The 26,236-nt window shown below is 37.7% G+C and carries 23 protein-coding genes and 1 pseudogene; all 24 read left to right on the forward strand.

Annotated features, from left to right (window positions below; translation table 11 throughout):
* Positions 1-143: 143 nt before the first annotated feature.
* A complete protein-coding gene (locus QM857_RS08725) occupies positions 144-2,102 on the forward strand; it encodes a peptide ABC transporter substrate-binding protein (RefSeq protein ID WP_414275713.1) in 1,959 nt (652 codons plus the stop codon).
* 194 nt (positions 2,103-2,296) lie between these two features.
* The gene (locus QM857_RS08730) at positions 2,297-3,745 is read left to right on the forward strand and encodes an LCP family protein (protein ID WP_414275714.1); all 1,449 of its coding nucleotides are present in this window, start codon (positions 2,297-2,299) and stop codon (positions 3,743-3,745) included.
* Between the two features lies 1 nt (position 3,746).
* Positions 3,747-4,478: a capsular polysaccharide biosynthesis protein Cps4B gene (gene cps4B, locus QM857_RS08735; RefSeq protein WP_414275715.1), complete on the forward strand. Its 732-nt coding sequence runs from the start codon at positions 3,747-3,749 to the stop codon at positions 4,476-4,478.
* An 8-nt stretch (positions 4,479-4,486) separates the two neighbouring features.
* Positions 4,487-5,179: a CspC family polysaccharide chain length determinant protein gene (locus QM857_RS08740; protein ID WP_414275736.1), complete on the forward strand. Its 693-nt coding sequence runs from the start codon at positions 4,487-4,489 to the stop codon at positions 5,177-5,179.
* Positions 5,180-5,189: 10 nt separating this feature from the next.
* On the forward strand, positions 5,190-5,882 hold the full coding sequence (locus QM857_RS08745; protein ID WP_263394413.1) for a tyrosine-protein kinase: 693 nt from the start codon (positions 5,190-5,192) through the stop codon (positions 5,880-5,882).
* Between the two features lie 23 nt (positions 5,883-5,905).
* The gene (locus tag QM857_RS08750; RefSeq protein ID WP_414275716.1) at positions 5,906-7,276 is read left to right on the forward strand and encodes a sugar transferase; all 1,371 of its coding nucleotides are present in this window, start codon (positions 5,906-5,908) and stop codon (positions 7,274-7,276) included.
* Between the two features lie 41 nt (positions 7,277-7,317).
* Positions 7,318-8,490, forward strand: a complete 1,173-nt coding sequence (gene cps2T, locus QM857_RS08755) for a beta 1-4 rhamnosyltransferase Cps2T (RefSeq protein WP_414275717.1) — start codon at positions 7,318-7,320, stop codon at positions 8,488-8,490.
* Positions 8,491-8,492: 2 nt separating this feature from the next.
* The gene (locus QM857_RS08760) at positions 8,493-9,638 is read left to right on the forward strand and encodes a glycosyltransferase family 4 protein (RefSeq protein ID WP_414275718.1); all 1,146 of its coding nucleotides are present in this window, start codon (positions 8,493-8,495) and stop codon (positions 9,636-9,638) included.
* An 11-nt stretch (positions 9,639-9,649) separates the two neighbouring features.
* The gene (locus QM857_RS08765) at positions 9,650-10,648 is read left to right on the forward strand and encodes a Stealth CR1 domain-containing protein (RefSeq protein ID WP_414275719.1); all 999 of its coding nucleotides are present in this window, start codon (positions 9,650-9,652) and stop codon (positions 10,646-10,648) included.
* A gap of 33 nt (positions 10,649-10,681) precedes the next feature.
* Positions 10,682-11,650, forward strand: a complete 969-nt coding sequence (locus QM857_RS08770) for a glycosyltransferase family 2 protein (RefSeq protein ID WP_414275720.1) — start codon at positions 10,682-10,684, stop codon at positions 11,648-11,650.
* Positions 11,651-12,019: 369 nt separating this feature from the next.
* Complete coding sequence (locus QM857_RS08775; protein ID WP_414275721.1) at positions 12,020-12,484, forward strand: hypothetical protein; 465 nt, start codon at positions 12,020-12,022, stop codon at positions 12,482-12,484.
* 380 nt (positions 12,485-12,864) lie between these two features.
* A complete protein-coding gene (locus QM857_RS08780) occupies positions 12,865-14,040 on the forward strand; it encodes a polymerase (protein ID WP_414275722.1) in 1,176 nt (391 codons plus the stop codon).
* 47 nt (positions 14,041-14,087) lie between these two features.
* Complete coding sequence (locus tag QM857_RS08785) at positions 14,088-15,503, forward strand: flippase (RefSeq protein WP_414275723.1); 1,416 nt, start codon at positions 14,088-14,090, stop codon at positions 15,501-15,503.
* 2 nt (positions 15,504-15,505) lie between these two features.
* The gene (locus tag QM857_RS08790) at positions 15,506-16,504 is read left to right on the forward strand and encodes an acyltransferase (RefSeq protein WP_414275724.1); all 999 of its coding nucleotides are present in this window, start codon (positions 15,506-15,508) and stop codon (positions 16,502-16,504) included.
* Between the two features lie 13 nt (positions 16,505-16,517).
* The gene (gene glf, locus QM857_RS08795; RefSeq protein WP_414275725.1) at positions 16,518-17,621 is read left to right on the forward strand and encodes a UDP-galactopyranose mutase; all 1,104 of its coding nucleotides are present in this window, start codon (positions 16,518-16,520) and stop codon (positions 17,619-17,621) included.
* Positions 17,622-17,648: 27 nt separating this feature from the next.
* Positions 17,649-18,701 (forward strand): galactofuranosyltransferase, encoded by a 1,053-nt coding sequence (locus tag QM857_RS08800; protein WP_414275726.1) that lies wholly within the window; start codon positions 17,649-17,651, stop codon positions 18,699-18,701.
* 234 nt (positions 18,702-18,935) lie between these two features.
* A complete protein-coding gene (rfbA, locus tag QM857_RS08805) occupies positions 18,936-19,805 on the forward strand; it encodes a glucose-1-phosphate thymidylyltransferase RfbA (protein ID WP_414259665.1) in 870 nt (289 codons plus the stop codon).
* Complete coding sequence (locus QM857_RS08810) at positions 19,806-20,399, forward strand: dTDP-4-dehydrorhamnose 3,5-epimerase family protein (protein ID WP_414259664.1); 594 nt, start codon at positions 19,806-19,808, stop codon at positions 20,397-20,399.
* Positions 20,400-20,411: 12 nt separating this feature from the next.
* Positions 20,412-21,461, forward strand: a complete 1,050-nt coding sequence (rfbB, locus tag QM857_RS08815) for a dTDP-glucose 4,6-dehydratase (RefSeq protein WP_414275727.1) — start codon at positions 20,412-20,414, stop codon at positions 21,459-21,461.
* Positions 21,462-21,676: 215 nt separating this feature from the next.
* Positions 21,677-22,528 carry a dTDP-4-dehydrorhamnose reductase gene (gene rfbD / locus QM857_RS08820; protein WP_414275728.1) on the forward strand — a complete coding sequence of 284 codons (852 nt, stop codon included), beginning with the start codon at positions 21,677-21,679 and terminating at the stop codon, positions 22,526-22,528.
* A gap of 392 nt (positions 22,529-22,920) precedes the next feature.
* Positions 22,921-24,112: pseudogene (gene ftsA / locus QM857_RS08825) on the forward strand (cell division protein FtsA); the annotation flags it as partial.
* On the forward strand, positions 24,088-24,288 hold the full coding sequence (locus tag QM857_RS08830; protein WP_414275737.1) for a cell division protein FtsA C-terminal domain-containing protein: 201 nt from the start codon (positions 24,088-24,090) through the stop codon (positions 24,286-24,288). The pseudogene ftsA and the gene QM857_RS08830, both read left to right, overlap by 25 nt.
* A 16-nt stretch (positions 24,289-24,304) precedes the next feature.
* Complete coding sequence (gene ftsZ / locus QM857_RS08835; protein WP_414275729.1) at positions 24,305-25,558, forward strand: cell division protein FtsZ; 1,254 nt, start codon at positions 24,305-24,307, stop codon at positions 25,556-25,558.
* 5 nt (positions 25,559-25,563) lie between these two features.
* A complete protein-coding gene (locus QM857_RS08840; protein ID WP_414275730.1) occupies positions 25,564-26,235 on the forward strand; it encodes a YggS family pyridoxal phosphate-dependent enzyme in 672 nt (223 codons plus the stop codon).
* The last annotated feature ends 1 nt before the right edge of the window (position 26,236 follow it).

Below are 26,236 nucleotides of genomic sequence, written 5' to 3' on the forward strand. Positions count from 1 at the left end.
GAAATCCTGTTTTTTAGCGGGATTTCTTTCATTTCTCCTTTCGTTGAGAAACGGACAAATAAGGATATAACTTTACTTTTAGGTCAAAATTTGATAATATAGTCATATGTTATAAAACCTAACATATAAGGAGAAAATGAATCATGAAACTCAAAAAACGACTGATTGGAGCGGGGTTGACGCTTGCCGCAGCGGTCTTATTGACGGCATGTGGTAAAACAGCGACAGATGCTAAAACCTACTCGTCAACATTTGGTGCTGACCCAACAACCTTTAACTACCTGTTGGACTACTCTGGAGATAATACTGCTGTTGTAACCAACTTGGTGGATGGTTTGCTTGAAAATGACAATTATGGAAATCTTATTCCTGCTCTTGCAGAAGATTGGAGTGTTTCAAAGGATGGTTTGACTTATACCTACAAACTTCGTCAGGATGCTAAATGGTTCACTGCTGATGGGGAAGAGTATGCCCCGATTAAAGCACAAGATTTCGTCACAGGTATCAAATACGCAGCGGACAACAAGAGTCAAGCGCTCGATTTGATTCAAAACTCAATCAAGGGCTTGGATGATTATGTCACAGGCGCAAATACCGACTTTTCAAATGTTGGTGTTAAAGCCTTAGATGACCATACTGTCCAATATACCTTGACACGACCAGAACCATTCTGGAACTCTAAAACTACCAATAGTATCTTGTTCCCTGTCAATGAAGAGTTCTTGGCTTCTAAAGGCAAAGAATTTGGAGAATTAAAACCAGATAGCATTCTCTACAGTGGTCCTTATTTGTTAAAAGAATTTACATCAAAATCATCACTTGAGTATATGAAGAACCCTCATTACTACGACCAAGAAAAAGTGACGATTGAAAAGGTAAAACTAGCTTATGTTGATGGTTCTGACCAAGACATGACAATCCGTAATTTCGAAAGCGGAGCCTACTCGTCTGCTGGTGTCTACCCAAATAGTTCAAACTTTGCTAAGACAAAGGAAAAATACAAGGACAATATCGTCTATAGCTTGCAGGATGCGACTTCTTGGTACTATAATTTTAACGTTAATCGTCAAGCTTACAATCATACAGCTAAGACTAGCGATGAGCAAAAACAAGCTACCCAGGCTGCAATTTTAAATAAAAACTTCCGTCAAGCAATCAACTTTGCCATTGACCGTACAGCCTATTCGGCTCAGTCTAATGGAGAAGAAGCAGCTAAAAACACTCTTCGTAACACACTTGTGCCACCAACTTTCGTGCAAATAGGTGACAAGACTTTTGGTGAGACAGTTTCATCTAAGTTGGTAAACTACGGTACGCAGTGGACAAATATGAATCTTGAAGACGCCCAGGACGGCTACTTCAATAAAGAAAAAGCACAAGCTCAGTTTGCAGAGGCTAAAAAAGAACTAGAAGCACAAGGTGTAACCTTCCCGATTCATTTGGACTTGCCTGTAGACCAAGTTAATAAAACCTTGCTTCCAAAGATTCATTCGCTTAAACAATCTGTCGAATCAACTCTTGGGACAGAAAATGTAGTGATTGATGTCGTTCAAATTTCAACAGAAGACTATGCTAATGCGACATTCCAAGCGCCAACTACAGCTGATCATGACTATGACTTGAACTTGGATGGTTGGTCTGCAGACTATCAAGATCCATCGACTTATCTCAATCCTTTCAACGCTGAGGATGGATTCTATCTCAAGATTTTAGGACTTGATCCAAGTAAGGATACTGATAAGATTACAAGTATCGGATTGGACCAATATACTCAAAAATTGAAAGCGGCAGATGCAGAAAATACAGACGTATCCAAACGTTATGAAAATTATGCAGATGCACAAGCTTGGCTGGTTGATAGTTCGCTATTGCTCCCTGTAAATTCAAACGGTGGTGGAGCTTCAGTGACACGTGTGACGCCATTTACACGAGCTTACTCACTTGTCGGAATCAAAGGTACTGGAAGTAACTACAAGTACATGAGATTGCAAACAGAAGTCGTAACAACTGTTCAATTTGACGAAGCTAAAGCCAAATGGGAACAAGAACGTAAAAACTCAGTCGAAAAGAGTCAAAAAGAATTCGAAAGTCACGTTAAATAATTAAAAATAGAGCTTTTTAAGAGCTCTATTTTTATTTTAGTTGTTTTTTAAAAACATAAAATGTAGTAAAAATGCTAATAAATATACACTAACTAAATACATTTTCAAAATAAAACGTTTCCTTGACTAATGTAGATAGTCTTTAGAGGTACTTTATGATATAATTAAATTAAAATGTTTTGAAGAGGTGTTCCATGAAAAGTAGACGCATTAAAAAAGGTAAATCTAGTAAGTTTCAGCATAGTTTAAATGTAGGTTTGTTGTTAATCTATGCTGTTCTAGCTTCTTTTTTATTGTTTTTGATTTTTAGATATCAGATTTTAGCGGTCAGTTATTTTAATGTTATCTTGGCAGTAGTCTTAGTGCTCGTAGCTTTATTATCCCTGTTGTTGATAGTTAAGCGCAAAGCCAAGATATTCACTTTGATAGTGCTATTGCTCTCTGTCTTATTCAGCTCTGTAGCTTTGGTAGCTGTAAATCGATTTGTAGGACTCGCCAATCAATTCAATGCAACGTCAAATTATTCAAGCTACTCTATGAGTGTGGCGGTACTAGCTGACAGTGAAATCAATAATGTTTCTCAATTATCCAGTGTAACTGCTCCAACAGGAACAGATGGTGAGAATATTCAAAAATTGATAGATGATATTAAAGCAACTCAAAGTAAAGAATTGACAGTTGAGGAAGCTTCTTCTTACCTGGCATCCTATAAGAGTTTGATAAATGGAGAAACCAAAGCGATTGTCTTGAATGGCGTTTTTGAAAATCTAATTGAACAGGAATATCCTGACCATGCTAAAAAGATTAAGAAAATCTATACTAAGGATTTGACAAAGAAAGTGGAAGCGCCTAAGGCTGCTACAGGAAATTCCTTCAATGTTTATGTCAGCGGGATTGATACCTATGGTCCTATCAGTTCTGTTTCACGCTCAGATGTCAATATCATCATGACAGTTAATCAGGATACCAAGAAGATTCTTTTGACGACAACTCCTCGAGATGCCTACGTCCCTATCGCAGATGGCGGGAATAACCAAAACGATAAGTTGACGCATGCGGGTATCTATGGTGTAGATGCTTCTATCCATACCTTAGAAAATCTTTATGGTATCGACCTGAACTACTATGCTCGTCTCAATTTCACCTCTTTCTTGAAGTTGATTGATCTTCTCGGCGGTGTTGATGTTTATAACGACCAAGAATTCACATCGCGTCATGGACAATACCATTTTCCAGTTGGAAATGTTCATTTAGATTCTGAGCAAGCTTTGGGATTTGTTCGTGAACGCTATTCGCTTGCTAATGGTGACGGTGATCGTGGCCGCAACCAACAAAAAGTCATTGCGGCGATTATCCAGAAATTAACCTCGGCAGAATCACTGAAAAACTATGATAGTATTATTCAAAGTTTGCAGGATTCGATTCAGACCAATATGCCACCAGAAACAATGGTTAGTCTTGTAAATACTCAGTTGGCAAGCGGTGGGAAATATACCGTTACCAATCAAGATTTGAAAGGGACTGGACGTATGGGTCTTCCGTCTTACGCCATGCCAGATAGCAATCTTTACATGTTAGAAATTGATCCAACGAGCTTGGAGACTGTTAAGGCGGCCATTAAAGATACCATGGAAGGAAAATAAGATGATTGACATTCATTCGCATATTGTTTTCGATGTTGACGATGGGCCTAAAAATCGAGCTGATAGCAAGGCTCTTCTTGAGGAAGCCTATGCACAAGGTGTTCGAACCATTGTTTCGACCTCTCATCGTCGAAAAGGGATGTTTGAAACACCAGAAGATAAAATTGCAGCTAATTTTAGCGAAGTCAAACAGTTGGCTCAAGAAATTGCACCGGATTTGAATATCGTGTACGGAGCTGAGATTTATTTTTCTAGTGATGCTTTGGAAAAGTTAGAAAAAGATTTAATTCCAAGGCTTAATGACACACGCTTTGCCTTGATTGAATTTAGTATGAATACTCCCTATAGAGATATTCATAGCGCCTTGACAAAAGTTCTCATGTTAGGGATTACGCCTGTGGTTGCTCATATTGAGCGTTATCACGCTTTAGAAAATGATGAAAAAAAGGTAAGGGAACTCATCAATATGGGTTGCTATATGCAGATTAATAGTTCGAGTGTTTTAAAACCTCGCCTTTTTGGAGATACCTATAAGTTTATGAAAAAACGTGCTAGGTATTTCTTGGACAAGGACTTAGTTCATGTAGTGGCTAGCGATATGCATAATCTGGATAATCGTCCGCCTTATATGAAAGAAGCTTATGAGCTTATTGCTAAAAAATACGGAGCAGGAAAAGCTCGTGAGCTTTTTGAAACAAACCCATCAAACATTATAAACGACCAACTAATTTAGGAGAAATGATGAAAGAACAAGATAAAATTGAAATTGATGTACTGCAATTAGTAAAAGTGCTTTGGAAACGAAAATTTGTCATCGTGTTAGTTGCACTATTAGCAGGTATAACAGCGTTTGCTTATAGTTCATTTGTGATCAAGCCTCAGTATACCAGTACTACCCGCATCTATGTCGTCAATCGTAACCAGGCAGATAAGCCGGGATTGACTAACCAAGATTTGCAGGCAGGTGCTTACCTGGTAAAAGACTACCGTGAAATCATCCTCTCTCAGGATGTACTTGAAAAAGTAGTAGCTGATCAAAGTTTAACCATTGATGCAAAAACTCTTGGGAAAAAAGTTTCAGTAACAGTTCCTGCAGATACTCGTATCGTATCTATTTCAGTTCGAGATGGCAAGCCTGAAGAAGCAAGTCGTATTGCCAACGCTCTACGAGAAGTAGCGGCTCAGAAGATTATTTCAGTAACGCGAGTGTCAGATGTAACGACACTTGAGGAAGCAAGACCTGCAACATCTCCATCTTCACCAAATATTCGTCGAAATACAATGATGGCGACTATAGCAGGTGTAGGAATTGTTATAGTTATCGTGCTTTTAGTCGAATTATTGGATGATCGAGTGAAACGTCCAGAAGATATCGAAGAAGTTATGCACATCTCACTTTTAGGTGTTATTCCAAACCTTGAGAAATTAAAGTAAAGAGGGAAATATGGCAAAGTTAGAATTATCACAACAACGATTAAACTCTGTAAAAAAAGCTGAAGAGTATTATAACGCTTTACGTACCAATATCCAGTTGAGTGGGGATGGTCTCAAAGTGATTGCACTTTCTTCGGTTCGACCTGGAGAAGGGAAGTCTACCACTTCAACCAATATTGCCTGGGCTTTTGCGCGTGCAGGTTATAAGACGCTCCTTATCGATGCCGATATTCGTAATTCAGTTATGTCAGGTGTCTTCAAGTCTCGAGAAAAGATTACAGGTTTAACAGACTACTTGTCAGGGACCAAAGATTTGTCGCACGGTTTGTGCGAAACAAATGTGGAAAACTTGTTTGTCATTCAATCTGGTGCTGTTTCGCCAAATCCAACTGCCCTTCTTCAAAGTGAAAAATTTGAAGCAATGATTGAGACCTTGCGCAAATACTTTGACTATATCATTGTGGATACTGCTCCTATCGGAGTTGTTATTGATGCGGCTATTATCGTACAAAAATGCGACGCCTCTATCTTGGTGACTGAAGCTTCAGCAACAAAACGTAGGGAAGTTCAGAAAGCCAAAGATCAGCTAGAGCAAACAGGAACACCATTCTTAGGAGTTATTCTGAATAAATTTAATATTCAACTTGAAAAATATGGTTCATATGGTTCATACGGGAACTACGGTTCATACGGGAAGAAATAAGTAGGAAAAAAAGGGAGTAAAAAATGGAAGGAAGGGGTTTCTACAACGTAACTCTAGCGTTTTTGCAGAGTATACTGGTCAGTATATTGGCTTATATACTAATCTCTGTATCTGAAACAGAAATTGTTGCAAAAACGGTTTTTGTTCTGTATTTTCTTCATTTTGCAGCATTCTATATCAGTGGCTACGGAAAAGATTTTTTCAAACGCAGTCAATCCGTTGAATTGATAGAGATAGTAAAATACATTATCTTTTTTGCATTGTTAATTAGCTTTTCTAGTTTTTTCCTGAAAGACCAATTTGTTATTTCAAGGCGTGGTATGGTTTACTTCCTTTCCTTGTATGGAGTGTTTAATTATGTCCTGAGTTTTGTTATCAAAAAATATTGGGTCCATTTTAATCATAATTTAAAGGGGAGCCGTAAAATCATTTTGATTACTGCGACGTCTCGAATTGAGAAGGTGATAGATCGCTTATTGAATGCAAATGATGTCTTTGGGAAACTTGTCGCTGTAAGTGTACTAGATAAACCAGAATTTAAACATGATAGAGTAACGGTTATTCCTCGAGAATATCTCATTAATTATGCAACCCATGAGGTAGTAGATGAAGTGTTTGTAAATCTACCTAGTGAGGATTACGATATTGGTAGTATCATTTCTCAATTTGAAACAATGGGGATTGATGTTACAGTTAATCTAAATGCTTTTGATAAAAATTTAGGCCGAAACAAACAAATTCATGAGATGGCTGGTTTGAATGTAGTAACTTTCTCTACAAATTTATATAAACCTAGTCATATCATTGCTAAGAGAATCATTGATATTCTTGGTGCTATTGTAGGACTAATTATATTTGGTCTTGTAAGTATAGTCCTTGTGCCAATGATTCGAAAAGATGGTGGACCAGCAATCTTCTCTCAAACCCGAGTTGGTAAAAATGGTCGCTATTTCACATTTTATAAATTCCGTTCCATGAGGGTAGATGCAGAAGAAATCAAGCAGCAATTGATGGACCAAAATACTATGCAGGGTGGGATGTTTAAGATGGACAATGACCCTCGCGTTACAAAAATTGGACACTTTATTCGAAAGACAAGTTTGGATGAATTGCCCCAGTTTTGGAATGTGTTGATTGGCGATATGAGCTTAGTAGGAACTCGTCCTCCAACAGTGGATGAGTATGAAAAGTATACACCTGAACAAAAACGTCGTTTGAGTTTCAAACCAGGAATTACTGGCTTGTGGCAAATTAGTGGTCGTAGTGGAATTACCAATTTTGATGATGTTGTCAAACTAGATGTGGCCTATATCGATGATTGGACAATTTGGAAAGATTTTGAAATTTTATTAAAAACAATAAAAGTAGTTGTGATGAGAGATGGAGCAAAGTGATTTTGTTAATATAGCCTGTCTTTCTATAAATTAGGAGTAGCATGAAAAAAAGTGTCTATATCGTAGGGTCAAAAGGAATCCCTGCAAAGTATGGGGGATTTGAAACCTTTGTTGAGAAACTGACAGAGTTTCAACAAGACAAAGATATTCAGTATTATGTAGCTTGTATGCGTGAAAATTCAGCTAAATCTGGTATTTCAGCAGACAATTTCGAGCATAATGGAGCAAAATGTTACAATATTGATGTTCCGAATATTGGACCTGCTCGGGCAATCGCCTATGATATTGCTGCAGTCAATAAGGCTATCGAATTAGCCAAGTTTAATAAGGATGAGGCTCCAATTTTTTACATTCTAGCTTGCCGTATAGGTCCCTTTATTTCAGGAATTAAAAAGAAGATAGAAGCTATCGGTGGAACCCTTATGGTCAATCCAGATGGACATGAGTGGTTGCGTGCGAAGTGGAGTCTTCCAGTCCGCAAGTATTGGAAGTTCTCTGAGCAACTCATGGTCAAACATGCTGATCTTTTGATTTGTGATAGCAAGAATATCGAAGCCTATATTCAAAAAGATTATGCTAAGTATCAGCCTCGCACTACCTATATAGCCTATGGGACAGATACAAGTAAGTCCGTCTTGAGTAAAGATGATGAGAAAGTACGGACTTGGTTCGCTGATAAACAAGTCTTAGAAGGCAACTACTATCTTGTCGTGGGTCGTTTTGTACCAGAAAATAACTATGAGGCCATGATTCGTGGATTTATGCAATCGAGTTCTAAAAAAGATTTTGTTCTTATTACCAATGTAGAACAAAACAAGTTTTATGAACAGTTACGCTCGGATACAGGATTTGATCAAGACCCTCGTGTAAAGTTTGTAGGGACTGTTTATGATCAAGAATTGCTTAAATATATCCGTGAGAATGCCTTTGCTTACTTCCATGGTCATGAGGTTGGTGGGACCAATCCTTCTTTACTTGAGGCTCTTGAGTCTACTAAGCTCAACCTCTTGTTAGATGTTGGCTTTAACCGTGAAGTCGGTGAAGATGGAGCACTTTATTGGAAGAAAGATCAATTGGTCCATGTCATTGATCAGGCTGAACAATTGGACGATCAAGTAATCGAAGACCTCAATCAAAAATCAAGTCAACGGATTGCGGAAGCCTTTACTTGGGAAAAGATTGTCACAGACTACGAGAAAGTATTTAAAGGTTAGAAATGCAGAAAATATTATATCTCCATGCTGGTGCAGAAATGTATGGTGCTGACAAGGTTTTGTTGGAGCTCATTAAAGGATTGGATAAAGATGCTTTTGAAGCTCACGTCATCCTGCCAAATGATGGTGTTTTAGTCGAGGCTTTGCGTCAAGTTGGAGCTCAGGTCAGCGTGCTGGATTATCCAATTTTACGAAGGAAGTATTTTAATCCCAAAGGCATTGTTGACTATATTCGCTCTTATAATTTCTATGCTAAGCAAATCGCCCTCTACGCTCAAGAACACAGTATTGATATGGTTCACAATAATACAGCGGCTGTTTTGGAGGGCATCTATTTGAAACGCAAGCTCAAGCTACCTTTGATTTGGCATGTTCATGAGATTATCGTCAAACCCAAAGCTATTTCTGACTTTATCAATATGCTTATGGGACGATATGCAGACAAGATTGTGACGGTGTCTCAAGCTGTTGCCAATCATATCAAGCAGTCTCGTTTTGTCAAAAATGACCAAGTTCAAGTTATCTATAATGGGGTCGACAATGCCGTCTATCATGAAATCGATGCTAGCTCTGTCCGTGACCAATTTGGGATCGCACAGAATGCCTTGGTTATCGGTATGGTTGGTCGAGTGAATGCTTGGAAAGGGCAAGGCGACTTCCTAGAAGCTGTGACGCCAATCTTACAGGTCAATTCAAAAGCAGTAGCCTTTTTAGCAGGTAGTGCATTTGATGGGGAAGAGTGGCGCGTGGATGAGTTGGAAAAAGCTATTTCAGACTCACCAGCAGCTAGCCAAATCAAGCGAATTGACTATTATAGCAAGACAACAGAGCTCTATAATATGTTTGATATCTTTGTCTTGCCAAGTACAAATCCAGATCCACTGCCAACAGTTGTCCTAGAAGCCATGGCTTGTGGCAAACCTGTAGCCGGCTACCGTCATGGTGGTGTCTGTGAGATGGTCAAGGAGGGCGAAAACGGCCTTCTCGCCACACCAAATCAGCCTGCAGAATTGTCTAAGACCATCCAAGAATTAGCTGATAACACTGAGAAGAGAGAGCAATTTGGTAAGGCCTCTGTTAAACGCCAAAAAGAGTTATTTTCGTTGGAGAGTTATATTAAGAATTTCTCAGATTTGTATAAAATATAGAAATTAAGATTATGAATAAAATAGATTTTGTTGTTATTTGGGTAGACGGTGGAGATCCTATTTGGCAGGCTAAGAAGGCTGAATACTCTAAGTCTGTGGATACGTCTAAAAAAAGCATGAACTCGGTGAAAGCCTACCGTGATTGGGGAACTTTCAAGTATTGGTTTAGAGGGGTGGAAAAATTTACTCCTTGGGTCAATAAGGTCTACCTCGTTACTGACCAACAAAAACCGTCTTGGTTAAATATTGCAAGCGAAAAATTGGTTTTAGTGGATCATTCAGATATCATTCGTAAGGACTACCTGCCTGTCTTTTCAGCGAATCCTATCGAGAGTAATATCCATCGTATTCCTGGGCTCTCTGAACACTTTGTATTTTTTAATGATGATGTCTATCTTACAGCTCCGGTTGAACCAACGGATTTCTTCTCGGAAGAAGGTCTGCCAAAGTATAATACAGCTTTATCGCCTATTGTCCCAGAACGTTATGGAACAGGGCATTTCCAAGTGAACGATATGGAAATTGTAACCAGTTATTTTAGTCGGGACGAGATTCTTAAAAATGGCAAATTTTTATCTTTCAAGCAAGGTTGGAAAAATATTCTCAAGACTTTGCTCTATAGAAATAGTAAATTTATTTGCGGTTTTTGGGAAAATCATTTGGCTCATCCCCTCTTAAAGTCAACTATGGAATTGGTATGGGAGAAAGAAACTGCTATCTTGGAAAAAACATCTGCTAGTCGCTTTAGAAATCCAGCTGATACCAATGTTTGGCTTTTTAAATACTGGCAGATTGCCAGTGGGAAATATGAAGTCGCTAATCCTAAATTGGGTGGCTTGTTTTCTCTAGATCATGCAGATTCTGATTTTTGGAAACTGTTACATTCTGGAAAATACAAAATTATGTGTATCAATGATGGTTTCAATGTTCAAGACGAAGAGAAAGTAATGGTGGACTTTATAAAAGCCATGGATCAACTTTTCCCAGAAAAAAGTTCATTTGAGCTTTAAATATCTAACTGAGCAAGAGAAAGAAAAGAAAATATGATTTCGGTAATTGTACCTATTTATAATGTGGCGGACTATCTTCGCTATGCTATGGAAAGTCTGGTCAATCAAACCTATAAAGATTTTGAAGTTATCTTAGTTAATGATGGTTCCACGGATGATTCCGGGCAACTATGCGATCAATATGCAAGTGAGTATGATTGGGTATCGGCCTATCATAAAGTAAATGGTGGTCTGTCTGATGCTAGAAACTATGGTGTGACTAAAGCTAAAGGGGACTGGATTGTTTTCCTAGATCCAGATGATTATTTTGAACCTTGCGCCCTTGAGCTTTTGACGGAACTCCAAGAACGGACAGGTGCTCGGATTGTCGCAGGCAAAGGTAAGGATACCTACGATCATGATTCTTATCAAAACTACCAAATAAATGAAGAAATGCTAGCGAAAGCTACCCTTCTTTCTTCTGAAGAAACTTTGGTAGAGATGCTCTATGGTACAATTGCTACGGTCTCTGCCTGGGCTAAACTCTTCCCAAGAGATATCGTAGAAAAACATCCCTATCCAAAAGGGAAAATCTATGAAGATTTATATGTTATCAGTGACTACTTGAAAGAAGTGGAATCAGTTTGTGTGATTGATTTAGGGATCTATCATTATTTTCGTAGACCAAACAGTATTACCTTATCAAACTTCAATAGTAAACACTATGATTTTTATGATTCTATGGATCATTTGGAAGAAGTTGTCCAGAAGGACTATTCTGCCAATACAGAACTTGACGATGCTGTCATCGCCCGTTTGTTCATCGGTAGTCTCCACATTTTCATCTTAATCTCAGATTCATCCAAAGAGGAAATCCTTCGTATCCAAAGCAAGATTCGACCTTATCTAGGAAGAGTACTGAAAAATAAGCGGATTAACTTGAAAAATAAGGCGATTTATGTGATGTTATCATTGACTCCCGGTCTTTATTATCGTTTTAAGAAATTAAAAAAGCCTCAATGAAATAAAAGAGGTTAGAGATTAGAAAATGAAAAAGAAAATGTTAAAGATAGAACGCGATAAACTGTTATTGGCAGTGGTTCAACATTGGTGATATCGATTGATATGATACAGACTTCAATGTTAGTGCCTATCTTACCTCATATCCCCTATAACGTTCCATTTTTCGGAGCGGTCTTGTTAGGGTTGCGTTTTCTTTCTATTAAGCAATATTCTTTTACGTTTCTCTTGTTTGCACCGCTTATACTTATAGCAGGCTGTATGATATACTACAATACGGGGAATCTAAATGCCTTAATGTACCTTCTTCTGATTATCATTATCTAATGAGTGGAGTTAGAGAGTATTCTATAACTTTATGTAGGGATCAGCTTGTTCTTTGTTGTTTTGATTATCCTACTTTCGATGATGGGAGTCATTCCAAACTTGCAGTTTGTTCAATCTCGAGTTGCGGGTACCGTTGTCCAAAACTCTTTTGGATTTATCTACCTAACTGACTTTGCCTCTCATTGTTTTTATCTCTATATGGTTATTTCCTATCTTTATAGAAACAAGTTTATCTTTCTAAGAACTTTATCAGGATTGGCCTTGGCAGGATTTGTTATCTATTTTTGTGATGCCCGTTTAAATGCTGGCTCCATCATAGAAGCAACAGGAATTTATTATCGTAAACACATCAAATTGTTTTTGAAATCTATGAATTGGGAGAAGATGTTCGTTTCAATCGAACTGTATTCGAATGTCTCAATAAAATCGTATTCTCACAAACTTGTTAATATGTCTATACTTCGGGCAGGGGTTCTTCTGCTATGGGAGAGTACAATCCTAATCGAATGAAATATCAACTGGAAAAATTAGAGAAAGTTGACCAGCTGATGTCAATATGGGGCATTTATGATGAACAATTTGTTGATCAAATAAATCTCGTATTCTAATGAGTAATATTCAAAATATTTCAGCTCAAAAAACATCTCTTCTTCTGAAACGGCAATATTTTGAAGAATTGTGTGTAAACAAAGAGATGGTTATTTTGACAAAAAATACTCCTTTTATCAATCTTTTCGTTAGATTCTTACTTAATTATAGAATGTATTGTACGGTGATTTTTCTAAAAAAATACAGATTTTAATCAAATGGGTAAGTTCAATTCTTTGATATTTGATAATAGAGAGTTGTAAAGTTTTAAATATTTTTAATTAAATGATTGAAAGGGTTGGATGACTATTGTGATGAACAATCGTACTATATCAGAAAAAATTTATTTAATCACCTTATTTATATGGGTTGTTGTCACGTCATTAGTCACAACTACTTATTTTATTAGATTGGAGGGCTTTTTATCATTGTATAAAATCGTCCTCTATTTCACAATTGCTATGATTTTTATAAAAGAGTTGGTGAATCTTCCAAGAAGCTTGTATCACTTTAGATTTCATTGGGAACAACTGTTAATAGCAGTATTGTTCATTATTTCTATGTTTATAGTTGCAAAAAATCGAGAGGGGTTACTTGATTTAAATGTTCTTTTACTTGTTTTTTCTGCTAGAGATATAGATTTCAGAAAGTTATTAGGAACTTTCTCTTTTGCCACATTTCTAGTCCTTGTTTTGACGATTTATGCTAGCAACAAGGGCGTGATTTCGAATATGATCATGCGTGCAGATAGCGGATATCGTTTTAGTCTAGGGTTTAACTATGTTTCGTTTGCTTCACAAAGATTATTTTTTGCATTGTGTAGTTATCTAATGTTTCGAGGGAAAAAAATTTCTTACATGGAATTACTGGTCTTACTGTCGGCTACGATTTATATATACCAACAAACTTCGACAACCAGTCCATTTTATTTAAGTATTTTAATACTTACATATGCGTTATTTAGTCTGAAAATCATAAAAAAAGACTTTATTATTGAACACTCCTGGATGAAAACAATCGCAAAATATGGTTTTATTTTGGCTTTAATCATTACCTTATATTTCTGTTTTTATTCATCTGGGAATTTATTCCATTTTGTAGATCGATTTACACATAATCGGCTACGGTTAAGTGTAGAGGGCTTCCGCAATTTTGGAGTATCTTGGTTAGGACAACATATTAAATTTACACTCTTAGACATTTTCGGGAATTTTACTAGTAATTATAATTTCATAGATAGCTCGTTTGTGCAGTTGTTGGTTATTGATGGCTTAATCGTCAGTGCCTTCATGTTGTTGACTCTTACTAAAGTTATGAAATATTTCATAACCATTCGAAAAGATATCGTACTTGCCTGTTTAGGAGTCATGATTATCCATGGCATGTTTGACCCTCAAATGTTAGTTCTTCGATATTCTCCATTGATCTTATTTATCAGTCGTTTGTTTATCATGAATTCAGATAATGAAATTGAATAAAGAAGATTAAACGATAATTTAACAGGAAGGCAAAATTTTCTATATTTATGAAAGTGCTTAAAAACTACGCCTACAATCTTTCTTATCAATTGTTGGTAATTATACTTCCGATTATTACGACTCCCTATGTAACACGGGTCTTTTCTTCGGATGATTTAGGGACGTATGGATACTTTAATTCCATTGTCACCTACTTTATTCTCTTAGCGACACTAGGAGTAGCGAATTATGGGACCAAGGAAATTTCTAGCCATCGTAAGGAAGTCGAAAAGACTTTCTGGGGGATCTATAGTTTGCAGCTAATGGCTACTTGCTTAGCAATTAGTCTCTATATCATATTATGCCTCTTGGTTCCTGACATGAACAATCCAATTGCTTATATTTTAGGATTTAGTTTGTTATCTCGTGGTTTAGATATTTCTTGGCTCTTTCAAGGACTTGAAGACTTCAAAAAGATTACCGCTCGAAACACCATGGTCAAACTTCTAGGGGTTGTTTCAATCTTTCTTTTTGTAAAGAAACCATCTGATTTATATTTGTATATAACTCTTATAGTTGTCTATGATTTATTAGGTCAACTGAGTATGTGGCTTCCTGCTCGTGAACACATTCGAAAACCTCATCTGGATTTGGTCTATGCCAAGCAACATATCAAACCGGTAGTCCTCTTGTTTTTACCTCAAATAGCAATTTCACTTTATATCACGCTAGATCGTACTATGCTAGGAGCCTTGTCTTCTACTAAGGATGTAGGAATTTACGATCAAGCTCTTAAGCTGATAAATATTTTGTTGACTTTAGTAACTTCACTGGGAAGTGTCATGCTTCCACGAGTTTCTAATCTTCTTTCATCTGGAAATCAAAAAGCAGTTAACAAATTACATGAAATGTCTTTCTTGGTTTATAACCTTGTTATTTTTCCAATGATTGCTGGTCTCTTGGTTGTCAATAAAGACTTTGTTAGTTTTTTCCTAGGAAAGGACTTCCAAACAGCTAATATTGCCATTGCCATCATGGTCTTTAGGATGTTCTTTATTGGTTGGACAAATATTATGGGAATCCAGATTTTGATTCCACACAATAAACATCGTGAGTTTATGCTCTCTACGACTATTCCGGCTGTTGTCAGTGTTGGACTTAATCTCTTGTTAATTCCTCCATTTGGCTTTGTTGGGGCCTCGATTGTATCAGTTTTAACAGAGGCTTTGGTATGGTTCATTCAATTGTACTTCAGCCTTCCTTACCTCAAAGAAGTACCGATTCTTGAGTCTATGGCAAAAATTGTATGCGCATCTGCTATGATGTATGGCTTGTTGCTAAGTGCAAAACCATTCTTGCATTTTCCACCTACTTTAAATGTTCTTGTGTATGCAGTGCTTGGTGGCCTCATTTACCTTCTTGCTATTCTAGTTTTGAAAGTGGTAGATGTTAAAGAATTAAAACAAATAATAGGAAAAAATTAGAATTGAAGAAAACACGGAATATAAACTTAGACTTGATAAAAGTAATTGCTTGTATAGGAGTTGTTTTGCTTCATACTACGATGCCAGGGTTTAAGGAAACAGGGCGATGGAATTACTCATCTTATTTATATTATCTAGGTACTTATTCAATTCCCTTGTTTTTTATGGTAAATGGTTATTTATTATTGGGTAAGAGCAAGATAACATATCCCTATATACTACATAAAATAAAATGGGTTCTAATAACAGTGTCTTCATGGACCGTTATCATTTGGTTTCTTAAAAGAGACTTCACAATTAATCCAATTAAAAAAATTTTGGCTTCTTTGATACAAAAGGGTTATTTCTTCCAATTTTGGTTTTTTGGCTCACTAATACTTATTTATTTATGCTTGCCAATATTGAAGAAGTATTTACATTCAAAAAGAAGTTATTTATACTTTCTATCTGTATTAACAATTATTGGTTTGATTTTTGAATTGATAAATTTTTTGCTTCAAATGCCAGTGCAAATTTATGTTATACAGACGTTTAGATTATGGACTTGGTTCTTTTACTACATTTTAGGTGGTTTTGTAGCACAATTCAATATAGATAATTTAAAATCAATCTTTAAGGGATGGATGAAAATAGTTAGCATACTTTTGTTATTGATTTCACCGATAATATTATTTTTCATGGCAAAAACTACTTATCATAATCTTTTTGCTGAATATTTTTATGACAATCTTTTGGTAAAAGTAATTAGTTTAGGACTATTTCTTACCTTATTGACACTAACCATTGATGCTTCTAAACATAGAATGATCTACTTGTTATCAGTCCAAACGATGGGGGTATTTATTATACATACCTATGTTATGCAAATATGGCAAAAGTTGATAGGGTTTAACATAGAAGGTGCACACTTGTTTTTCCCTGTTTTCACATTAGTGATTAGTTTTCTAATAAGTATGATATTAATGAAAATCCCTTATATCAATCGAATAGTTAAATTATAAAAAGGAGTTTATAATGTACGATTATCTGATCGTTGGTGCAGGCTTGTCTGGGGCAATCTTCGCACACGAAGCAACGAAACGCGGTAAAAAAGTAAAAGTGATTGACAAGCGTGATCACATCGGTGGAAATATCTACTGTGAAAATATTGAAGGCATCAACGTTCACAAGTACGGTGCCCACATTTTCCATACGTCAAACAAAAAAGTTTGGGACTATGTCAACCAGTTCGCTGAATTCAATAACTATATCAACTCACCGGTGGCTAACTACAAGGGCAGTCTCTACAATCTTCCCTTTAATATGAATACATTCTACGCTATGTGGGGAACCAAGACACCGCAAGAAGTCAAAGACAAGATTGCCGAGCAAACAGCAGATATGAAGGATGTTGAACCTAAAAACTTGGAAGAACAAGCCATCAAGTTGATCGGTCCGGATATCTATGAAAAGTTGATTAAGGGCTATACCGAAAAACAATGGGGACGCTCTGCAACAGACCTTCCACCATTTATCATCAAACGTCTTCCAGTTCGTTTGACCTTTGATAATAACTACTTTAACGACCGTTATCAAGGGATTCCGATTGGTGGTTACAACGTTATCATTGAAAATATGCTTGGTGATGTGGAAGTAGAGCTTGGCGTAGATTTCTTTGCCAATCGTGAAAAGCTTGAAGCTTCAGCTGATAAAGTTGTCTTTACAGGGATGATTGACCAGTACTTTGACTACAAGCATGGGGAGTTGGAGTATCGCAGTCTTCGTTTTGAACATGAAGTTTTGGATGAAGAAAACTATCAAGGGAATGCCGTGGTTAATTACACAGAACGTGAGATTCCTTACACTCGTATCATCGAACACAAGCACTTCGAGTATGGTACCCAACCAAAGACAGTTATCACTCGTGAATACCCAGCTGATTGGAAACGTGGAGACGAACCATATTACCCAATCAACGATGAAAAGAACAACGCCATGTTTGCCAAGTATCAAGAAGAAGCAGCCCAAAATGACAAGGTTATCTTCTGTGGGCGCCTAGCTGACTATAAATACTACGACATGCACGTGGTTATAGAACGTGCTTTGGAAGTTGTAGAAGAAGAATTGGGAAGTATCTAAGGATATAACTGCTAAAGGGGAGAAAAGGTGAAATATTATCTGAAAGATTCATTCCTGCATAATGCACACGAAAAGAATGCAGGAAATAAGGCGCGAAATGATGTGGAAGCCATTCTGATTTCAGAAAGGTATAAGGGATTAGAAATCAAGGTTGACAACTGGTATCAGATGAATTTCTTTAAGGCCCAAAAACACAAATATAGTGCAACTAAATCTGTGTTTGATCAGCTAGGTTCAGGAGATGAGTTGGTCATTCAGTTTCCAATTATCCATCATACATTTTTCATATCACAGCTCATCAAGCAAGCACAAAAAAGAGGAGTCAAATTCTATCTCCTGATTCATGACATTGAAACCCTGCGCCATGCAGCAGGCTCTGAAGTGAAATTGAGACATAAATTGAGAAACTATTTCCAAGAGAAGAAAGCCTTGATGTCTGTAGATGGGATTATTGTTCATAATGACATCATGAAGAGCGTTTTAGCTAATCAAGGATTTCCAGCAGATAAAATGGTTAGTTTAGAGATTTTTGATTATTTGATTCCAAATTTTCAAGAAAAGTCTCTTCCTCAAAAAGAACAAGCAATCATCGTTGCTGGGAATTTAAACCCAACAAAATCAGGCTATCTGTATAGTTTGCCAGAGAGTCCTGCCTATAATCTCTATGGGGTTGGGTATGATGAAAGCCGTGCTTTGAATAACATCACTTACTTTGGTGCCTTTATGCCTGATGATCTACCAGCAGCCCTGGAAGGTAGTTTTGGCTTAGTGTGGGATGGGGATAGTTCGGAAACATGTCAGGGCACTTACGGAAATTACCTACGTTTTAACAACTCCCACAAAGCCTCTCTTTATTTGGCATCGGGCTTTCCTCTCGTGGTTTGGAAAGAATCCGCCCTTGCTCATTTTGTGTTGGATAAACAGTGTGGTATAGTAGTTGATTCTCTACACGACCTTCAAAAGGTATTAGACGAGTTGACGCTACAAGATTATAATGAACTTTTAGATAATGCTAGACGCGTTGGAGTTGCTCTTCGAGAAGGGGCTTATCTTAAAGCTGCTTTAATGAAATTAAAATGACTTTATAAAACTGATTTGTAACTATTATTTGTAGAGTGTTGTAAGAGTAGCAGTCGGTTTTCGTATTTTATATTTTAAAAGAATAGAGTTTTTTTGATAAAAACATCAGAGTTATCATTTTATTAATAGTATCATACTGTACTGTATAAAAATAAGGAAACAAAAGGCTCGTTAGATTCATTTTTAAGCTAACAATATAAAAGTGAAAAGGATAAAAGAGAAAGGTACCCTATAATGAAAGGTATTATTTTAGCAGGTGGCTCGGGAACACGTTTATATCCCCTTACTCGCGTTGCATCAAAACAACTGATGCCGGTTTATGATAAACCAATGATTTACTACCCGCTTTCAACACTGATGTTAGCTGGAATAAAGGATATTTTAATTATTTCTACTCCACAAGATTTACCTCGCTTCAGAGAGCTTCTTCAAGATGGCTCTGAATTTGGGATTAAACTATCTTACGCAGAGCAACCAAGTCCAGATGGTTTAGCGCAAGCATTTATCATTGGTGAAGAGTTTATTGGCGATGATAGCGTTGCTCTAATTTTAGGTGACAATATTTATCACGGTCCTGGCCTTTCTAAGATGCTACAAAAGGCAGCAAGCAAGGAGTCAGGGGCAACTGTGTTTGGCTACCATGTGAAAGATCCTGAACGTTTTGGTGTTGTTGAGTTTGACAAGGATATGAATGCTATTTCTATCGAAGAAAAGCCAGAATATCCTCGTTCAAATTATGCAGTTACAGGCCTTTATTTTTACGATAATGATGTAGTAGAAATTGCTAAAAATATTAAACCAAGCCCTCGTGGTGAATTGGAAATTACAGATGTTAACAAAGCTTATCTAAATCGTGGAGATTTATCCGTTGAGGTTATGGGACGTGGATTTGCTTGGTTGGATACTGGAACTCATGAAAGTTTACTTGAGGCTTCACAGTATATTGAGACAGTACAACGGATGCAAAATGTCCAGGTCGCAAATTTGGAAGAAATTGCTTACCGCATGGGCTATATCAGTCGCGAAGATGTGTTGAAGTTAGCCCAACCGCTTAAGAAAAATGAATACGGGCAGTATCTGCTCCGTTTGATTGGAGAAGCATAGATGACAGATAATTTTTTCGGTAAGACTCTTGCGGCACGTAAGGTTGATGCAATTCCAGGTATGTTGGAGTTTGATATCCCAGTTCATGGAGATAATCGTGGCTGGTTTAAAGAAAATTTCCAGAAGGAAAAAATGATTCCACTTGGATTTCCAGAGTCATTCTTTGCAGAAGGAAAATTGCAAAACAATGTATCTTTCTCACGAAAGCATGTCCTCCGTGGCCTCCACGCAGAGCCTTGGGATAAGTACATCTCTGTAGCAGATGGTGGTAAAGTTCTGGGTTCTTGGGTTGATCTACGTGAGGGAGAAACCTTTGGTAATACTTATCAGACAGTTATTGATGCAAGCAAGGGAATTTTTGTCCCTCGAGGTGTGGCCAATGGATTCCAGGTCTTATCAGATACAGTTTCTTATAGTTATCTGGTTAATGACTATTGGGCTATAGAACTCAAACCCAAGTACGCTTTTGTAAACTACGCTGATCCAAGCCTTGGCATTGAATGGGAAAATCTTGCAGAAGCAGAGGTTTCAGAAGCAGATAAAAATCATCCGTTACTTAAGGATGTAAAACCTTTGAAAGAAGAAGATTTGTAAAAAGGAAAGAATATGACTGAATACAAAAAAATTATCGTGACAGGTGGAGCTGGTTTTATCGGTTCTAACTTTGTCCACTATATTTACAAGTACTTTCCAGATGTTCACGTGACAGTATTGGACAAATTGACTTATGCTGGCAACCGCGCGAATATTGAGGAAATTTTAGGTGATCGTGTTAAGTTGGTTGTTGGTGACATTGCTAATGCTGAGTTGGTAGACAAGTTAGCAGCTCAAGCAGATGCGATTGTTCACTATGCAGCAGAAAGCCACAATGATAATTCACTCAATGATCCATCTCCATTTATCCATACTAACTTCATCGGAACCTATACTCTATTAGAGGCGGCTCGCAAGTATGATATCCGCTTCCACCATGTATCGACAGATGAAGTTTATGGGGATCTCCCCCTACGCGAAGATTTGCCAGGCCATGGTGAAGGTCCAGGTGAGAAATTTACTGCTGAAACCAAGTACAATCCGAGCTCTCCATATTCATCAACTAAAGCAGCCTCAGACTTGATTGTGAAAGCTTGGGTACGATCGTTTGGTGTTAAGGCAACGATTTCTAACTGTTCAAATAACTACGGTCCTTATCAACACATCGAAAAATTCATCCCACGTCAGATTACCAATATCCTAAGTGGAATTAAGCCCAAACTGTATGGTGAAGGTAAGAACGTTCGTGACTGGATTCATACCAATGACCATTCTTCAGGTGTTTGGACAATCTTGACAAAAGGTCAAATTGGTGAAACCTACTTGATTGGGGCTGATGGCGAGAAAAACAACAAGGAAGTTTTGGAACTAATCCTTAAGGAAATGGGACAACCTGCGGATGCCTATGATCATGTGACTGACCGTGCGGGACATGATCTTCGTTATGCGATTGACGCAAGCAAGCTCCGTGATGAGTTGGGTTGGAAACCAGAATTCACAAATTTCGAACAAGGTCTCAAAGAAACCATTCAATGGTACAGAGATAACCAAGAATGGTGGCAAGGAGAAAAAGAAGCTGTTGAAGCCAACTACGCTAAAACACAAGAGGTTCTTGAAAAATAAAAGGCGGTGGGACAGAAATCGATAGATAAAGTCTCGATTTCGTAGTCCCAGCCCCGCGAAGATGATTAGGAGTTTTTGGAGTCTAAAAGATGAACAAAAAGTTCAATCAGCTACCGCGTCAAAGTTTGATTGCTAATAAAAAGTGAGGTAGGGATCATTTGTCCCAACCTCTATTGCTATACCGAAAAATTGTGAATCAGTTGAAAGGAAGAAAAATGATTTTAATAACAGGGGCAAATGGCCAATTAGGAACTGAACTTCGTCATTTATTGGATGAGCGTAATGAAGAGTATGTCGCGGTTGATGTGGCTGAAATGGACATCACCAATGCAGAGAAGGTTGAGAAAGTTTTTGAACAAGTAAAGCCAAGCTTGGTATATCACTGTGCGGCCTACACTGCAGTTGATGCAGCAGAGGATGAAGGAAAAGAATTGGACTTTGCCATCAATGTTATAGGGACAGAAAATGTCGCAAAAGCGGCTGAAAAGCATGGTGCAACTTTAGTCTACATCTCTACCGATTATGTGTTTGACGGCAAGAAACCAGTCGGACAAGAGTGGGAAGTTGATGATCAACCAGATCCTCAAACTGAATATGGTCGTACTAAGCGAATGGGAGAGGAGTTGGTAGAAAAGCATGTTTCAAATTTCTATATTATCCGTACTGCCTGGGTATTTGGAAACTATGGCAAAAACTTTGTTTTCACGATGCAAAATCTAGCTAAAACTCACCAGACTTTGACGGTTGTTAATGATCAACATGGTCGTCCAACCTGGACACGTACATTGGCTGAATTTATGACATATTTAGCTGATAATCGCAAGGAATTTGGTTATTATCATTTATCGAATGATGCAAAAGAAGATACAACGTGGTATGACTTTGCAGTTGAAATTTTGAAAGATACAAATGTCGAAGTTGAACCAGTAGATTCAAGTCAATTCCCTGCCAAAGCTAAACGTCCACTAAACTCAACGATGAGCCTAGCCAAAGCTAAAGCAACTGGATTTGTCATCCCAACTTGGCAGGATGCTTTGAAAGAATTTTATAAACAAGAAGTAAAATAAGAAGCTAGTTTCTAGCTTCTTTTTTTCTTTAAGAAAAATGAGACACCTTTAATAAGCCAAGATTGTTTAGTGAAAGTTGGTATTACCCTTGTCATGAAAACAAAAATGAAAATAAATGTAATTAAATAAACAAATTTTGGAAAAAACAGGAACTTTCACATCTGTCTTTCAGCTTTTCTGGTTGTCTTTCACTCTTTTTCAGAGAAAAAGATAAAAACAATCACTTGTAATGGAATATTAAAATAAATTTAATGAAAAACCTTTGATAAAGTCACAAAAAATTAGGCACGAATCTGATTTTTGTGATATAATATTCTGTGAATAGCTATGCCTTCTTGTAGCTGTTAAAAAATCAAAGTGTGAAACTTGGAAGATAGAGAGGACGCAATGTAATGACTAGAAATGGTTTCTTTACAGGCTTAGATATTGGAACAAGCTCAATTAAAGTATTAGTTGCTGAGCTTGTAGACGGTGAAGTAAATGTAATCGGTGTTAGCAACGCCAAAAGTAAAGGTGTTAAGGATGGAATTATCGTTGACATCGAGGCCGCAGCGACGGCTATCAAATCTGCTATTTCTCAAGCAGAAGAAAAAGCAGGGATTTCAATCAAATCTGTAAATGTTGGACTTCCAGCAAACTTGTTGCAAGTGGAACCAACTCAAGGAATGATTCCTGTAACATCAGATACAAAAGAAATTACAGATCAAGACGTTGAAAATGTTGTCAAATCAGCTTTGACAAAGAGCATGACGCCTGATCGTGAAGTAATCACTTTTGTGCCAGAAGAATTTGTAGTAGACGGTTTCCAAGGTATTCGTGACCCTCGTGGTATGATGGGCGTTCGTTTAGAAATGCGTGGGCTTCTCTATACAGGCCCAAGAACCATTCTTCACAACCTTCGTAAAACTGTAGAACGTGTTGGAGTTCAAGTCGATAACGTGATTATTTCACCGCTTGCAATTGTAAACTCTGTTCTTAACGAAGGAGAACGTGAGTTTGGAGCGACTGTTATCGATATGGGTGGTGGTCAAACAAGCGTTGCTACTATCCGTAATCAAGAGCTTCAATACACAAATGTTTACCAAGAAGGTGGCGATTACGTCACTAAAGACATTTCAAAAGTTCTTAAAACTTCTAAGAAGATCGCAGAAGGTTTGAAACTGAACTACGGTGAAGCTTATCCGCAACTTGCAAGCAAAGAAACTTTCCAAGTTGAAGTTATCGGTGAAGTAGAACCTGTTGAAGTTACAGAAGAATACTTGGCTCAAATTATTTCAGCTAGATTGAAACACATCTTTGAACAAATCAAACAAGATTTGGAAAGAAGACATTTGTTGGATTTGCCTGGGGGTATTGCTCTGATTGGTGGAAACGCTATTCTGCCGGGTATCGTTGAGCTTGCCCAAGAAGTACTTGGGGTTCGTGTAAAACTTTACGTTCCAAACCAAGTGGGTATCCGCAATCCTGCATTTGCTCATGTGATTAGTTTGTCTGAATTTGCTGGAAGCCTTACAGAAATTAATGTTTTGGCTCAAAGAGCTATCAGAGGAGATCAAGTTTTGCGTCAACAACCAATTGACTTCAGAACTTCAAGTCAGGAAAAACCTGCAGCTTCTCAACGTTCAGTGTTTGGTACAACTTCAACTGAATCAGCAGAACCAACTTATGCTGCTGACTCAACAACTCCAAATCAATCAGAAGAGAAACCAAAATTTACTGAGCGATTCCGTAGCTTAATTGGAAGCATGTTTGATGAATAGGATAGAGGAATAAAATATGACATTTTCATTTGATACAGCAGCAGCACAAGGTGCAGTAATTAAAGTAATTGGTGTCGGTGGTGGCGGTGGAAACGCCATTAACCGCATGGTTGACGAAGGCGTTTCAGGTGTTGAGTTCATCGCAGCCAACACAGATGTACAAGCCTTGAGCAGTACAAAAGCTGAAACAGTTATCCAACTTGGTCCAAAATTAACTCGTGGACTTGGTGCTGGAGGACAGCCTGAAGTTGGTCGTAAGGCTGCTGAAGAAAGCGAAGAAGTTCTAACTGAAGCTATCAGTGGTGCAGATATGGTCTTCATCACTGCTGGTATGGGTGGTGGTTCTGGTACAGGTGCTGCACCAGTTATCGCTCGTATCGCTAAAGGTTTAGGTGCCTTGACTGTTGCTGTTGTGACACGTCCATTCGGTTTCGAAGGAAGCAAACGTGGTCAATTCGCAATCGAAGGAATCAACGAACTTCGTGAACATGTTGATACTCTCTTGATTATCTCAAACAACAACTTATTAGAAATTGTTGACAAGAAAACTCCACTTCTTGAAGCTTTGTCTGAAGCAGATAACGTTCTTCGTCAAGGTGTTCAAGGGATTACAGATTTGATTACAAATCCTGGTTTGATCAACTTGGACTTCGCAGACGTGAAGACAGTAATGGCAAACAAAGGAAATGCCCTTATGGGTATCGGTATCGGTAGCGGAGAAGAACGTGTTATCGAAGCAGCTCGTAAAGCTATCTACTCACCACTTCTTGAAACAACTATCGATGGAGCAGAAGATGTTATCGTTAACGTAACTGGTGGTTTGGATATGACTTTGATTGAAGCAGAAGAAGCTTCTGAAATCGTCAATCAAGCTGCTGGACATGGCGTAAATATTTGGCTCGGTACTTCTATTGATGAATCAATGAAAGATGAAATCCGTGTAACTGTTGTTGCTACTGGAGTTCGTCAAGATGCAGTCGAAAAAGTTGTAGCGCCACAACCAAGACAAGCGTCATTCCGTGAACCAGTAAAATCTGGACATACACGCACTTATGACCGTCATTTTGATTTGGCAGAAACAGCTGAACTTCCAACTCCTTCACAACGTCACACTGAAGCGCCTAAGGCATCAGCTTTTGGTGACTGGGACTTGAGACGTGATTCAATTGTTCGTCAAGGTGAATCAGTCGTATCTCCAGTTGAGCGTTTCGAAGCACCATCTTCTGACGAAGATGAGTTGGAAACACCACCATTCTTTAAAAATCGTTAATAGAGATGGATTTAAAAGAAAACACAAATCAGGTATTTCAACAGGTTACAAAAGCAATTCAAGAAACCGGCCGTGAAGACGGTTCGGTTTCTGTAATTGCCGTGACAAAATATGTTGATATTGCAACTGCAGCAAATTTGATTGACCAAGGAGTCAAACACATCGGTGAAAACCGTGTCGACAAATTTCTTGAAAAGTATCATGCTTTAAGTGATAAAGATGTTACTTGGCACTTGATTGGTAGCTTACAAAGAAGAAAAGTCAAGGATATTATTCCTTTTGTTGATTATTTTCACGCTTTAGATTCTTTGAAATTAGCTCAAGAGATTCAAAAACGAGCCGATCGAACAGTTAAATGTTTTTTGCAGGTCAATATTTCTGGAGAGGGAAGCAAGCATGGTTTTTCAAAAGAAGAACTATTGACAGTCTTGCCAGACTTGTCTAGCTTGGATCAAATCGAGTATGTTGGTCTCATGACCATGGCTCCCTTTGAAGCTAAAACAGAAGAGTTGCAAAAAATCTTTAAAGAAACGCAAGAGTTGCAACAATATATTCGTGAACAACAACTCCCCAATATGCCAATGACAGAACTAAGTATGGGAATGAGCCGTGACTATAAAGAAGCGATTCAGTGTGGCTCAACTTTTGTTCGAATTGGTACAGCATTTTTTAAATAGG

Origin of the sequence: Streptococcus infantis (genome assembly GCF_047463315.1) — a bacterium.
GTDB classification, from domain to species: domain Bacteria; phylum Bacillota; class Bacilli; order Lactobacillales; family Streptococcaceae; genus Streptococcus; species Streptococcus infantis_AB.

What these genes read in the sequence shown, in the direction of transcription:
- QM857_RS08725 (WP_414275713.1), top strand. Translation starts at nt 144, where the DNA reads ATGAAACTCAAAAAACGACTGATTGGAGCGGGGTTGACGCTTGCCGCA.
- QM857_RS08730 (WP_414275714.1), top strand. Translation starts at nt 2,297, where the DNA reads ATGAAAAGTAGACGCATTAAAAAAGGTAAATCTAGTAAGTTTCAGCAT.
- cps4B (WP_414275715.1), top strand. Translation starts at nt 3,747, where the DNA reads ATGATTGACATTCATTCGCATATTGTTTTCGATGTTGACGATGGGCCT.
- QM857_RS08740 (WP_414275736.1), top strand. Translation starts at nt 4,487, where the DNA reads ATGAAAGAACAAGATAAAATTGAAATTGATGTACTGCAATTAGTAAAA.
- QM857_RS08745 (WP_263394413.1), top strand. Translation starts at nt 5,190, where the DNA reads ATGGCAAAGTTAGAATTATCACAACAACGATTAAACTCTGTAAAAAAA.
- QM857_RS08750 (WP_414275716.1), top strand. Translation starts at nt 5,906, where the DNA reads ATGGAAGGAAGGGGTTTCTACAACGTAACTCTAGCGTTTTTGCAGAGT.
- cps2T (WP_414275717.1), top strand. Translation starts at nt 7,318, where the DNA reads ATGAAAAAAAGTGTCTATATCGTAGGGTCAAAAGGAATCCCTGCAAAG.
- QM857_RS08760 (WP_414275718.1), top strand. Translation starts at nt 8,493, where the DNA reads ATGCAGAAAATATTATATCTCCATGCTGGTGCAGAAATGTATGGTGCT.
- QM857_RS08765 (WP_414275719.1), top strand. Translation starts at nt 9,650, where the DNA reads ATGAATAAAATAGATTTTGTTGTTATTTGGGTAGACGGTGGAGATCCT.
- QM857_RS08770 (WP_414275720.1), top strand. Translation starts at nt 10,682, where the DNA reads ATGATTTCGGTAATTGTACCTATTTATAATGTGGCGGACTATCTTCGC.
- QM857_RS08780 (WP_414275722.1), top strand. Translation starts at nt 12,865, where the DNA reads ATGACTATTGTGATGAACAATCGTACTATATCAGAAAAAATTTATTTA.
- QM857_RS08785 (WP_414275723.1), top strand. Translation starts at nt 14,088, where the DNA reads ATGAAAGTGCTTAAAAACTACGCCTACAATCTTTCTTATCAATTGTTG.
- glf (WP_414275725.1), top strand. Translation starts at nt 16,518, where the DNA reads ATGTACGATTATCTGATCGTTGGTGCAGGCTTGTCTGGGGCAATCTTC.
- rfbA (WP_414259665.1), top strand. Translation starts at nt 18,936, where the DNA reads ATGAAAGGTATTATTTTAGCAGGTGGCTCGGGAACACGTTTATATCCC.
- QM857_RS08810 (WP_414259664.1), top strand. Translation starts at nt 19,806, where the DNA reads ATGACAGATAATTTTTTCGGTAAGACTCTTGCGGCACGTAAGGTTGAT.
- rfbB (WP_414275727.1), top strand. Translation starts at nt 20,412, where the DNA reads ATGACTGAATACAAAAAAATTATCGTGACAGGTGGAGCTGGTTTTATC.
- rfbD (WP_414275728.1), top strand. Translation starts at nt 21,677, where the DNA reads ATGATTTTAATAACAGGGGCAAATGGCCAATTAGGAACTGAACTTCGT.
- ftsZ (WP_414275729.1), top strand. Translation starts at nt 24,305, where the DNA reads ATGACATTTTCATTTGATACAGCAGCAGCACAAGGTGCAGTAATTAAA.
- QM857_RS08840 (WP_414275730.1), top strand. Translation starts at nt 25,564, where the DNA reads ATGGATTTAAAAGAAAACACAAATCAGGTATTTCAACAGGTTACAAAA.